Raw genomic sequence first — 13,023 nt, 5'->3', positions numbered from 1 at the left:
AAAATTAAACATTAATGAATCTCAAACGAGGTGCGCACCTTTGTTTTTGATTACGCTGCAAAACTACGGAGAAATAGAAGCGTATGAAATGAAGAAAAAAACATAAAGAAATCCCTTTTTTTATGCTTAATTCTTTATGTAATCACAAATATCATAAATCACAATATATCAACAAATTATGTATATTTACACAATAATCATCAATTAAATAAAGGCTATCATTTTTTATCTTTATATGTTTTACCAATATGATTTTAAATGTTCAACCGGATTATTGGGAGACGTTTTGCACATGGGGATTTTCCACCAATTTGGACGAACTTCATATTTTTGTAAGTTCCTGATTGTAGCCCGCAAATTCAATATGTCATTTTTAGGACTGTCCTCATCAATCAGTTTGAGATATTTCAGTAACTCAAGAATAAAATTCCCCTCGTTATCTGTTAATCCTTTACCTTTGGCTGCAAATGATGAGTGGCGTAGTAGGTTATATATACTAAGAGTTATCGTATCAAGTATCGCATTTTCGCGTTTCCTGCCTCTTTTACCTATACTGGGATAATCTTTATCCAATTCCGTTTCCGCTTCTTCCAAAGTTGAAACTCCTAAATATTTATCAAGATATGGAGTTATCATATTGAGAAACCAACTATCATCATTCGTAAGTTCTATTTTCTGTTTGTTATATTCAATCGTGACAATATTACTCTTGGTCTTTTTCTTCTCATGAAACATCTTGTAAAGACGTAGCATATCCGGTCTGACAGAATAACTATACTTTAGTTGCGTTGGGTCAGCAATATAATCCTCAAAATCAAAATAGCCATTGGTCTGTGTGTATTTATAGTAGATACTTACAATAAGAAGAATAGCGTAAAATACATCTTGGTCTTGCTGTTCATAAGCTTCGTCTTCATCTTTATTGTATGTATTCCACAATGTTTCAATATACTCGGCTTTAAAATTACCACTTTCAAGGACTAAATTCTTTCCCACAGTCATGCTAAATTCATATTTGTCCTCATCTGTCCCGCAATTAGGATAGGGAATCTCCTGCTCTTCCTTCTTTATGGACAAGTACAAATCCTGTATTTCCATTGGGAACTTATTACCCAAAAGATATACATCAGATATATAGTCCAGTTCATTATGAAACATTGAACGGCTGAATCCCACTTCACTATTCAGCCATGATTCGATTCGTTTTATCGTATTGATTGGTATTATCTGATATTCCATATTTTCAAACTTTGTCACAAAAATAAAAAATGTCGCTTCACCATAAAAGCAAAGCGACATTTTATTTTAAAGAAGATTCTTCATTGCATCATCTAATTGTTTATTTTCAAAGCTATCCAAATAAATCTGTGTCACCCGTTCGGAACTATGTCCCAAAGATTCACTGATTACAGATGTTGAAACTCCCGAACGCTTCAAGACTGTCGCATAAGAATGTCGAGCCGTATAACTGGAAATCTTCAATTCAATACCCAATTCCTTCCCAATATCAGCTAAATATCCGTTGACATTATCCAATACATCATATATTCGGTTTCTTATCTGGCGTGGAGTTCGTTCTCTATTATCCAATATGGGAAATACATATTTACGTTGTGAGGAACGATAACGATTCACTATCTCAATTGCCTTCTCTTGTAATGGTAACATTATTTGTTTCTTCGTTTTCTGACGAATATACACCAAACGTTCACCTTCAAAGTTCTTATCAGTAAGAAACGCCATGTCAGTGAAATTAATACCACCCATTAAGTAAGAGAACGTAAACATATCAACTGCCAATCTCTTATAAAAGCGAGATTTTGACACATCATACTCAATAACCTGCTTCACCTGCTCTTTTGTTATTGCACGCTTAGCTGTCTCCTTATGTAACTTAGAAACCTTATACTTTTTGAATGGATAATTATCTGCTTTTACCAATCCCTCCACAAGGGCTAGATTATATATAGCCCGCAAAGTTCTAAAACGAATACCAATTGTATTATCAGCCAACTTATTACACCTCAACCATGATTCATAAGATTTCAGCCAATTAACATCTATATCAGAGAAATATATATCCAAATGACCTCTGAACTTGCACAATGAATTACAAACTTGCTGAACAGAAAGCGCATACCCTAACCTGCCTTCACCCTTCAGTTGAGCTATATATTCATTAAACAAATCACCAACAGTCTTTACCTTCCTTGCCGGAGCAACCGCTTCAACCAAGGTGGCAGGCGAATATTCCCGTTGTTCCATAGAGAATTCCAGTATCTGTTCTGAATACTTCTGTTCTTGCTCATTTAGAAGCTTAATAATTTGCTCCCTATTAGGACAATTGCGCTTAGGTTTATTCTTCTCAAAGTCCCAATTATTAGGTTTTACCGAAATCCCAAGACTGATATACTTTCGTTTACCCTCTTTACACACACAAATCATAAGCGGATGCTCTCCATTACGAAGAGTTTTTGACTTGTAACACAACACATTAACTGTCGCTTTCATACATTTTTCGGTTTACATCTTGGTTTACATGAACCGCATAATTCGTAGGAAATGTTACTTAATTTAAAGCCCAAGGACAGTTTATCTTAAGAAAATGCAGAAAAACAAAAAGCTCCGTAAATCAAAGATTTACAGAGCTTTTAATCAGGAATACTCGTACTCGAAGCGGGACTTGAACCCGCACAGCCGCAATGGCCAAAGGATTTTAAGTCCTTCGTGTCTACCATTCCACCATTCGAGCATCCTTTCAAAGAAAGAGCGGAAAACGAGACTCGAACTCGCGACCCTAACCTTGGCAAGGTTATGCTCTACCAACTGAGCTATTTCCGCGTTTTTTCAACGGGTGCAAAGATAAGTAGTTTACTTGTTTCTGCCAAATCTTTTCGGAGGAAAGTTTAAAAAACTATCCTCCGAAAGTTTATTTTATCTTCCAAGCAGTGCTTTCTCCGCTTTCTCCATTCCGCAAAAGTTGAATCCATCGATCACTTGCTGCATCAATGCGGAGATTTCTGCATTACAGAGGTTACCTATACTACCTTCATGAGTATGGTGTACTTCTTTAGTATGCGAGAATTTACCTGCTTCAATATCCAAACCTACCTTTTTATATGCATCACGGAAAGGCATACCTTCACGTGCCAAACGATTTACCTCTTCCACACTAAAAATAAGAAGGTATTTGTCATCATCAAGAATATGTTCATTTACCTTTATTTCATTCATGATATAGGTTGTCATCTGCAAACAGTCTTTCAATTCCTGAAAAGCAGGAAGGAAAACTTCTTTGATAATCTGCAAATCACGGAAATAGCCGGAAGGCAGATTGTTCGCAATCATCATAATCTGCTGGGGAAGCGATTGCAATTTATTACATTTAGCACGTGTCAGTTCAAACACATCAGGATTCTTCTTATGAGGCATAATGCTGGATCCTGTGGTGCAGTCATCGGGCAACTTGACGAAACCGAAGTTTTGACTGTTAAACATACAGGCGTCAAAAGCTAATTTGGAAATTGTTCCGGCAATCGTAGCCAATGCAAAAGCAACATTGCGTTCCATCTTTCCACGCCCCATTTGAGCATATACAACATTGTAATTCATTGAATCAAAACCTAATAAGTCAGTCGTCATGGTACGGTTCAGAGGAAAAGACGAACCATATCCGGCTGCTGAACCTAATGGATTACGATTGCACATTTTAAATGCTGCCTGCAAAAACAGCATATCGTCCATAAGACTCTCGGCATAGGCACCAAACCACAAGCCAAAAGAAGAAGGCATTGCAATCTGCAGGTGTGTATATCCCGGCATCAAAACGTTTTTATATCGTTCGCTCTGACGGATCAAGACATGAAATAGTTGTTCTACCGCTTCGGCAACCTCTTTTATTTGCGTACGGGTAAAAAGTTTCAAGTCCAACAGAACCTGATCATTTCTGGAACGGCCACTATGTATTTTCTTTCCGATATCACCCAAACGACGGGTCAACATCAATTCTACCTGCGAATGTACATCTTCCACCCCGTCTTCTATCACAAATTCACCTTTTTCGGCCGAGGCATAAATACTCTTCAATTCCACCAGCAACTGGTCCAGTTCTTCTTTTGTCAACAACCCAATGCTTTCAAGCATCGTAATATGAGCCATAGAACCAAGCACATCATGCTTGGCCAAATAAAGATCCATCTCACGATCACGACCTACCGTGAAACGTTCGATATCCTTATTTACCTGTACGGACTTCTCCCAAAGTTTCTGTGCCATAAAAAAAAGTTTAATATTCAATAACTGCCAGCATATCAACCATCTTCTCCAAACCTTCCTGGAGAGGTTTCTGCACCATTGCTTTCATAAATGGATTTAGATCCATTCCGATAGTAACCTTCACTTTACACTCTTCTTCTGCAGTTTCAACCAGTTGAATCCACATATTAAAGGGAAGAGGAGAGTTAGTTGTCGCCAACTTTATACATTTACAAGGATCGCGCTCTACAATTTGCAAAGTCAATTGTCCAATAGGGGAAACACTAAAACTCAACGTGTCCGAATCAAAACTCAAATCCTGCACCTTATCTTTTGGCAAACGGTCTTTGACTGCTTCCAGATTACTTAAATCCGAAAGTTTATTATATACGCGCTCCTGGCTGTAAGGTATTACCTTGACACTACTCTCAAAATTACTCATAAACTTCTATTAGTATAAAACAAAAAAAGAACAATCCGGCCAAATATTGTCCGAACAGTTCTTTTTCCAAATATGTTTGATCAAAAAATGAATCTTATTTTCCAGCATCCCAATGAGCAGGGTCTTTACGCCATTCGTTCAATGTCTGTATGTCTTCTTTTTCAATATAACCTGTACGAAGAGCAACATCAAGCACTGCTTCATAATTGGTCAACGTTACCAAAGTCACCTTCGCATTTTTGAATGCCTCTTCTGCTACCGGGAATCCATACGTATAAGCTGCAACCATACCGATCACTTCGCAACCATCGCGACGAATTGCTTCAACAGCCTTCAAACTACTACCACCTGTAGAAATCAAATCCTCGACGACTACGACTTTCATACCCGGACGAAGTTCACCTTCAATCAGGTTCTCCAATCCATGATCTTTGGGGGTAGAACGAACATACACGAACGGTAGATTCAATGCATCAGCCACTAAAGCTCCCTGCGGGATAGCACCTGTAGCCACACCAGCAATCGCATCCACCTGTCCGAATCGTTCCAATATCAGACGTGTAATTTCAATCTTCACAAAATTACGAAGAGAAGGATAGGACAGAGTTTTACGGTTGTCACAGTAAAAGGGGGATTTCCATCCAGAAGCCCATGTAAAAGGGTTAGCGGGTTGAAGTTTAATAGCTTTAATCTTCAACAGTTTCTCCGCAAATAGTCTCTCTAAGTTTTTCATAACTAAACTAACTATTAATTATTTGCCGCAAAAGTACAGAAATTGAACGAGAATAAAAAGAAGAATCCGTTTATTTTTTCAGTCAATTTGTTCCTCTTCATCGGGAATGTCGATACAACGCTTAATATCTTTCAGTTCAAAACCACGACTCATAGCGAATCGCATCAGCTTTCCATTCAATTCATAATCGTCTGCTGCATGGATACTTTTCCGTTTGGAAGCCAGCAGGTCACGCAGAATAGAAAGGTATTCTTCTTCATCAATCTCGTTCAGATAACGCCATGCCACATCAGATGGGATCTTCTTCATATAAAGCCCTTGGGCTATTTTCATTTTCCCCCACTTGGCAAAGCGGAACTTGTCATTCACAAAAGCTCTGCAGAAACGTTCATCATCGATAAACTTCTCTGATTCCAGTCGGTCAAGAATACGCGCAATGGTATCATAGGCAATTCCCCAACGTTGTAACTTCTCATTTATTTCTGCCCGACAATGCTCGGCAGTGGAGCAGTAAGAGGCTACGCGATTTAAAGCCTCTTCATCAGTTAATTGTGCACTCATCGGTTAGCTGTAACTATTCTATCTTTTCCAAATATGTCTCTTATAACACGAACATCACGATATTGGTTCATTTCAAGTATGTGTGCTGTCTCCCGGCCATAGGCCTGGTTGATTTCAAAATAAAGTTTCCCACCCGGCAAGAGTAATTCACTTCCTAGACGGGCAATACGATTATAAAACCGTAAAGGATCCTCGTCAGGAACAAACAGGGCCAGCCCCGGTTCCCAATCAAGGACATTAGCGTCCATTTCGTTCTTTTCCGTTTCGGTCACATAAGGCGGATTGCTGACAATAACATCAAAAGACGGTATCTTTTCCCAGTCATCGGCCAGAACATCTCTTTGTAGAAATCTCACCCGAGCTTCCAAGGCGTCATTGTTTTTACGAGCAATAGCTAATGCTTCTTCGGAAATATCCCAAGCTTCTACTTCTGCATCCGGAAGTTTTTTATCCAAAGAGATCGCAATGCATCCGCTTCCCGTACCTATATCTAATAGACGACGAGCATTCGGATTCTCCTCTACTATTAGTTCTACAAGCTCCGCAGTCTCCGGCCGGGGAATCAGCACGCCGGAAGCAACCTTAAAATTCCTTCCACAAAACTCCGCAATACCACGAATGTACTGTATAGGTTCATTTTTCTGTAAACGGAATATAATGTTTTCTAATTCACGCTGTTTGCATTCGGATAAAATTATATCTTTGCCCATGTAAATATCGAGCGCATCTAAACCTAACATGTCGCAACAAATCAGCATCGAAAGGGCTTTTACCTCCTCCGGTGGATAGATTTCCTGCAAAGATTGGCGAATGTAAGCGGTGATACGATTCATATTTTCACAATTTCGGAGTGCAAAAGTAAGAATAATATGGCGAAGAGCACCAAAATGGAAGAAGAAAAATACATGAGACGTTGCATTGAGCTTGCAAAGAATGGGTTATGCAACGTATCTCCAAACCCGATGGTAGGGGCCGTTATCGTATGTGACGGGCGAATTATCGGCGAAGGTTACCACATTCGCTGTGGAGAGGCGCATGCGGAGGTTAATGCGATCCGTTCTGTCAAAGATGAGTCATTATTGAAACGTTCCACGATTTATGTCAGTCTGGAGCCTTGTTCCCACTATGGGAAAACGCCTCCTTGTGCCGATCTTATTATAGAGAAGCAGATTCCACGCATTGTTATCGGTTGTCAAGACCCTTTTTCAGAAGTGGCGGGACGGGGAATTCAGAAATTACGGGATGCCGGACGAGAAGTGACAGTCGGTGTATTAGAGGAAGAATGTAAATCGCTGATTCGCCGTTTTATCACTTTTAATACGCTTCACCGTCCTTTCATTACACTGAAATGGGCAGAATCAGCCGACCACTTTATTGATATAGAACGTACAGACGGAAAACCGGTAGTCCTCTCCTCTCCTCTTACTTCCATGCTAGTGCATAAAAAAAGAGCGGAGGCGGATGCGATTATGGTAGGCAGGCGAACTGCTTTATTGGATAATCCGTCACTTACGGTACGCAACTGGTATGGGCACAACCCGATACGCGTTGTGTTAGATCGCACGCTATCCCTACCTAATGATTCACAAATATTCGATGGCAACGTGCCTACATTAATCTTTACCGAAAAGCAACAGCCAGAAAAAAAGAACATCACATATATCACCATCAACTTTAACCATAACCCACTGAAACAGATCATGGAAGCATTGTATCAACGAAAAATACAATCATTATTGGTGGAAGGAGGCAGGCAATTGCTGCAATCATTCATTGATAATGAGCTATGGGATGAAGCCTATATCGAAAAGTGCCCCGGCCGATTACACTCCGGTGTTAAAGCACCTCAAATGGACGATAATTTTAGTTATTCGATAGAAGAACACTTCGAAAGACAAATTTGGCATTATGTTCGTCGATTATAGCTAAGATAGTTCTATTCAGGGGGTTTTACGTCGATAAAAACAGTGTTATTATCTATAATTTTATATAAAACTTACCTGTAATGTTCATTATCGGAAAAAATGTTTCTATTTTTGCAACTTGTAAATAAACACAATCTTTCAAATGAAAATAAAGTTTTTATCATTCATTGCGAGTTTTTTCATGGTGTCATTTGTTATAACGTCATGTCTTGATGACGATAATAACATCGAATATAGCCCGGATGCAACTATACATGCGTTTGCACTTGACACAGCAGGCCTTGGGAGTTATAAATTCACTATTGACCAATTATCACGTGAAATCTATAACGAAGACTCTCTTCCTGTTCATGCCGATACCATCATTGACAAGATTTTAATCAAAACATTAACAACGGCATCAGGTGTCGTTACGATGAAGGACAAAAGCGGAAACGATTCTGTCTTAAACATTAATGATTCAATCGATCTTCGGAAAGAACTTATTATAAAAGTATGGTCAACAGAAGCATTAGCGGGTATATCTCCTAATCAAACTAAGGAATACAAGATCAAAGTAAATGTGCATGACTATGATCCGGATTCGTTAAGGTGGAAATATATGAATAAAATAGATGACCAAATTGTAGGAGAACAAAAATCTATTATTTTTGGAAGTGAAGTTCTCACATACTCTGTAGTTGGCACAAAGTTATATGCATACAAAAACTCTTTAACAAACTTTGGCAGTTGGGAGTATAAAGAAATAGAGGGATTACCAAAAGGCAAACTTCCGACTTCTATCATTGCCTTCCAATTCAACAGAAGCAGAACCATGTTATATGCCACCTCCAATGGTGATGGTAAAGTATATGAATCGGCAGATGGAGAAAAATGGAATGAATCAACGATGTTTGGTGAGGGAGTGGAATTGCTACTAGCCACATTGACTAATAACGATGTCAGCAGAATTTGTTATATAAAGAAAGGAGCAGATAACCAACGCTATTTCTATTATCAAACAAATGATGTACCAAAAGAGACTTTGGATAAAGCTGAAAATGGAGGAAAAGTGCCATCTAAATTTCCAACTAAAAATATATCCTATACAGTATATAAGTCTTCGACAAATATTAATTCAGTCCTTCTAGTAGGAGATACAGAAACTGCGACTTTGGCTGATGACAGTAAATTAGAAACGACCATTGTATGGGCATATGACGGAAACAAATGGGTTGAGTTCTCAACTACTTCCTCTGTTGCATACTGCCCTAAATACACTCAACCATCTATTATATATTATAATGACTTAGTATACATATTTGGTCAAGACTTCAGTTCTATTTATGTTTCCAATCAAGGATTATTCTGGAAAAAGGCGAATCCTAAGTTCTCTTTCCCCCATAGAGATTGGAGCAAAGGAGGAACTCCAGATCCCGATGTAGATCCTGAATTCAGAGGCAAAACCAACTATTCAATGGTACTAGATCCTGACACTCAAAATCTATGGATTATCTTTAGTAAAGGAAGTGCAAGTTTTGAAGAAGAGGTAGAGAAAGAAGAAAGTACAAAGGCAACCACAACTGAACCACGCACATATGAGCATGATTCAGAGGTATGGCGTGGTCGTCTTAATCAGCTATGGTTTGATTTGGCAAATGCCAAGAAATAAAAACGTATACGTTTAAAATAAAAAGATGTCCTATATAGAACAAATAGACAAAACTCGGATACCACAACACGTAGCCATCATTATGGATGGAAACGGACGATGGGCAAAACAACGAGGGGAAGAACGTACTTACGGTCACCGTGCTGGCGCAGAAACGGTACAGAATATTACTGAAGATGCTGCCAGACTGGGGATTAAGTACCTGACACTTTATACCTTCTCAACCGAGAACTGGAATCGGCCGCAAGACGAGATAGCGGCTTTGATGAATCTATTGCTAGAATCTATTGAAGAAGAGACACTGATGAAGAACAATATTCGCTTCAACGTAATCGGTGATTTCAAGAAGTTACCGGTTGAAGTTCAGAAAAGTTTGACGTCATGTATAGAACGCACATCCAAGAATAGTGGAATGTATATGGTACTAGCTCTTAGTTACTCATCCCGTTGGGAAATAACAGAAGCGGTACGGCAAATAGCAACGCAGGTAAAAACGGGAGAAATATCTCCCGAGCAAATAACCGATGAGTGTATCTCATCTCATCTGGATACTAATTTTATGCCCGACCCGGATTTACTGATCCGCACGGGAGGAGAAATCCGGTTAAGCAATTATCTCTTATGGCAATGTGCTTATTCGGAGCTTTATTTTTGTGATACCTTCTGGCCGGACTTCGACAAAGAAGAACTCTACAAAGCCATTTGGGAATACCAACAAAGGGAACGCCGATTCGGCAAAACCAGTGAACAGATCAGCTAATATAACTCGAAACATCAAATTATAACATAAATGCATTATCGTATTTCCTTTATATTCATAACGTTTGTCTGCCTGTGCTGCTTTGCGACAACAGGCGTTGCGCAAAATGCTAACACTGATGAAGACTCAAAACCTGTCATCTTATACTCCGGAACACCCAAAAAGTATGAGATAGCAGATATTAAAGTCGAAGGCGTAAAGAATTATGAAGACTATGTATTGATTGGACTATCCGGACTATCGGTAGGACAAACAATTACTGTGCCGGGTGACGAAATCACTGGAGCAATCAAACGTTATTGGCGTCATGGTTTGTTCTCAAATGTACAAATCACAGCCGAGAAAATAGAAGGCAACAAAATCTGGTTAAAAATCAGTCTGACACAACGCCCACGTATCGCAGATGTACGCTACCACGGTGTGAAAAAGTCAGAACGTACCGACCTTGAGGCCAAGCTAGGAATGGTAAAAGGTATGCAGATTACTCCGAATACCGTAGACCGTGCCAAAACATTGATCAAACGTTATTTTGATGACAAGGGATTCAAAAATGCCGAAGTAATCATCGCACAGAAAGACGATCCTTCCAGCGAGAATCAGGTGATTGTGGATATTGATATAGACAAAAAGGAGAAAATCAAAGTACACAAAATCACCATTGCAGGAAACACTGCAATCAAAGCTTCCAAGCTGAAAAAAGTAATGAAGAAAACCAATGAGAAAGGTAAACTTCTAAACTTGTTCCGCACCAAGAAATTCGTGCCGGAAAACTTTGAAGCAGATAAACAACTTATCATCGACAAGTATAATGAGCTGGGATATCGTGATGCAATGATCGTTAAAGACAGCGTTTCACAATATGATGAAAAGACAGTAGATGTATATTTGGATATAGACGAAGGTCAGAAATACTATCTTCGTAACGTGACATGGGTAGGTAATACTCTTTATCCGTCGGAACAGTTGAACTTCCTGCTTCGTATGAAGAAAGGCGATGTATACAACCAGAAGTTGTTGAATGAGCGTGTTTCTACAGACGACGATGCTATCGGTAACTTATATTACAATAACGGTTACCTCTTCTACAACCTTGATCCGGTAGAAGTAAATATCGTAGGCGACTCTATCGACCTCGAAATGAGAATCTATGAAGGCCGTCAGGCTACTATCAATAAGATTAAGATCAGTGGTAACGACCGTTTGTATGAAAACGTCGTTCGCCGTGAACTTCGTATCCGCCCGGGACAGCTGTTCAGCAAAGAAGACTTGATGCGTTCTTTGCGTGAAATCCAGCAAATGGGCCACTTTGACCCGGAAAAACTGCAACCGGATATTCAACCGGATCCGATGAACGGAACTGTTGACATAGGCTTGCCTTTGACTTCCAAAGCCAACGACCAGGTAGAGTTCTCTGCCGGTTGGGGACAAACGGGTATCATTGGTAAGTTGAGTTTGAAGTTTACCAACTTCTCCGTAGCCAACCTGTTACACCCGGGTGAAAACTACCGTGGTATCCTGCCGCAAGGTGACGGACAGACATTGACCATCAGCGGACAGACGAATGCTAAATACTACCAATCATACAGTATTTCATTCTTCGATCCATGGTTTGGCGGTAAACGTCCGAACTCATTCTCTGTATCGGCTTTCTTCTCTGTACAAACAGACATCAGTAGCCGTTACTACAATTCCAGCTATTTCAACAACTACTACAACAGCATGTATAGTGGTTACGGTGGTTATGGTATGTACAATTACGGTAACTATAACAACTACGAAAACTATTATGACCCGGACAAGTCTATCAAGATGTGGGGACTTTCCGTAGGTTGGGGTAAACGTCTGAAATGGCCGGATGACTATTTCACTCTTTCTGCCGAATTAGCTTACCAACGCTACAACTTGAGCGACTGGCAATACTTCCCGGTAACCAATGGAAAATGTAATGACCTTAGCATTTCATTGACTTTGGCACGTAACTCTATTGACAACCCGATCTTCCCCCGTTCAGGTTCAGATTTCTCATTGTCAGTTCAGCTTACACCGCCTTACTCATTGATGGACGGTAAAGACTATAAGGGATATTATAGTAACCCTGAAACAGGTAGCATTACCCAGGACAACATGAATAAACTTCATAAATGGATAGAATACCACAAATGGAAATTCAAAGGCAAAACGTATACTCCGTTGATGGACCCGATTGCACATCCGAAATGTCTGGTGTTAATGACACGTACTGAATTCGGTTTGTTAGGTCACTACAACCAATACAAAAAATCTCCGTTCGGAACATTCGACGTGGGTGGTGACGGTATGACCGGTTATTCAACTTATGCAACTGAAAGTATCGCTTTGCGCGGTTACGAAAACAGCTCATTAACTCCATACGGATCTGAAGGTTATGCTTACGCACGCCTCGGTATTGAATTAAGATATCCGTTGATGCTGGAAACAAGTACTAACATTTATGTGTTAGGTTTCCTTGAAGCTGGTAACGCATGGCACGATATCAAGAAATTCAATCCATTCGAGTTGAAACGTTCTGCCGGTGTCGGTGTTCGTATCTTCCTGCCGATGATTGGTATGATGGGTATTGACTGGGGTTACGGTTTCGATAAAGTATTTGGTTCTAAACAATACGGAGGAAGTCAATTCCACTTTATCTTAGGACAAGAATTCTAATGTATCATCAAA

The 13,023-nt window shown here is 39.6% G+C and carries 11 protein-coding genes and 2 tRNA genes; 4 read left to right on the top strand and 9 right to left on the bottom strand.

Going from position 1 to position 13,023, the window contains the following annotated elements:
• Positions 1-240 precede the first annotated feature (240 nt).
• The 9 genes from HMPREF9009_RS06680 to prmC all read right to left on the bottom strand — a co-directional run bounded on the left by HMPREF9009_RS06680 (position 241) and on the right by prmC (position 6,823).
• Positions 241-1,239: a hypothetical protein gene (locus HMPREF9009_RS06680; protein WP_196046077.1), complete on the bottom strand. Its 999-nt coding sequence runs from the start codon at positions 1,237-1,239 to the stop codon at positions 241-243.
• 66 nt (positions 1,240-1,305) lie between these two features.
• Positions 1,306-2,511 carry a site-specific integrase gene (locus HMPREF9009_RS06675; protein ID WP_049701755.1) on the bottom strand — a complete coding sequence of 402 codons (1,206 nt, stop codon included), beginning with the start codon at positions 2,509-2,511 and terminating at the stop codon, positions 1,306-1,308.
• 157 nt (positions 2,512-2,668) lie between these two features.
• Positions 2,669-2,752, bottom strand: a tRNA-Leu gene (locus tag HMPREF9009_RS06670).
• Between the two features lie 16 nt (positions 2,753-2,768).
• A tRNA-Gly gene (locus HMPREF9009_RS06665) sits at positions 2,769-2,841 on the bottom strand.
• A gap of 93 nt (positions 2,842-2,934) precedes the next feature.
• Positions 2,935-4,275 (bottom strand): argininosuccinate lyase, encoded by a 1,341-nt coding sequence (argH, locus tag HMPREF9009_RS06660; protein WP_004305025.1) that lies wholly within the window; start codon positions 4,273-4,275, stop codon positions 2,935-2,937.
• A gap of 10 nt (positions 4,276-4,285) precedes the next feature.
• Positions 4,286-4,696, bottom strand: a complete 411-nt coding sequence (locus HMPREF9009_RS06655) for an SRPBCC family protein (RefSeq protein ID WP_008024483.1) — start codon at positions 4,694-4,696, stop codon at positions 4,286-4,288.
• Positions 4,697-4,790: 94 nt separating this feature from the next.
• Entirely contained in the window at positions 4,791-5,429 is a 639-nt protein-coding gene (gene pyrE, locus HMPREF9009_RS06650) for an orotate phosphoribosyltransferase (RefSeq protein ID WP_004313008.1), read from the bottom strand.
• Positions 5,430-5,507: 78 nt separating this feature from the next.
• Entirely contained in the window at positions 5,508-5,990 is a 483-nt protein-coding gene (locus HMPREF9009_RS06645; RefSeq protein ID WP_004299786.1) for a regulatory protein RecX, read from the bottom strand.
• The gene (prmC, locus tag HMPREF9009_RS06640; RefSeq protein WP_049701754.1) at positions 5,987-6,823 is read right to left on the bottom strand and encodes a peptide chain release factor N(5)-glutamine methyltransferase; all 837 of its coding nucleotides are present in this window, start codon (positions 6,821-6,823) and stop codon (positions 5,987-5,989) included. Before prmC ends, HMPREF9009_RS06645 begins: the two co-directional genes overlap by 4 nt.
• A gap of 36 nt (positions 6,824-6,859) precedes the next feature.
• Here prmC and ribD point away from each other — a divergent pair, with 36 nt between their 5' ends.
• From ribD to bamA, 4 genes are all read left to right on the top strand, one after another.
• A complete protein-coding gene (gene ribD, locus HMPREF9009_RS06635) occupies positions 6,860-7,915 on the top strand; it encodes a bifunctional diaminohydroxyphosphoribosylaminopyrimidine deaminase/5-amino-6-(5-phosphoribosylamino)uracil reductase RibD (protein ID WP_008645184.1) in 1,056 nt (351 codons plus the stop codon).
• Positions 7,916-8,057: 142 nt separating this feature from the next.
• Positions 8,058-9,566 (top strand): DUF6242 domain-containing protein, encoded by a 1,509-nt coding sequence (locus HMPREF9009_RS06630; RefSeq protein WP_008645183.1) that lies wholly within the window; start codon positions 8,058-8,060, stop codon positions 9,564-9,566.
• A 25-nt stretch (positions 9,567-9,591) separates the two neighbouring features.
• Positions 9,592-10,326 carry an isoprenyl transferase gene (locus HMPREF9009_RS06625; RefSeq protein WP_004313004.1) on the top strand — a complete coding sequence of 245 codons (735 nt, stop codon included), beginning with the start codon at positions 9,592-9,594 and terminating at the stop codon, positions 10,324-10,326.
• 30 nt (positions 10,327-10,356) lie between these two features.
• The gene (gene bamA / locus HMPREF9009_RS06620; protein WP_004313003.1) at positions 10,357-13,011 is read left to right on the top strand and encodes an outer membrane protein assembly factor BamA; all 2,655 of its coding nucleotides are present in this window, start codon (positions 10,357-10,359) and stop codon (positions 13,009-13,011) included.
• The last annotated feature ends 12 nt before the right edge of the window (positions 13,012-13,023 follow it).

The organism is Bacteroides sp. 3_1_13 (assembly GCF_001185845.1).
Classification (GTDB): domain Bacteria; phylum Bacteroidota; class Bacteroidia; order Bacteroidales; family Bacteroidaceae; genus Bacteroides; species Bacteroides xylanisolvens.
The sequence above is the reverse complement of the archived record's forward strand: the minus strand, read 5'-3'. Positions and strand labels throughout refer to the sequence as shown.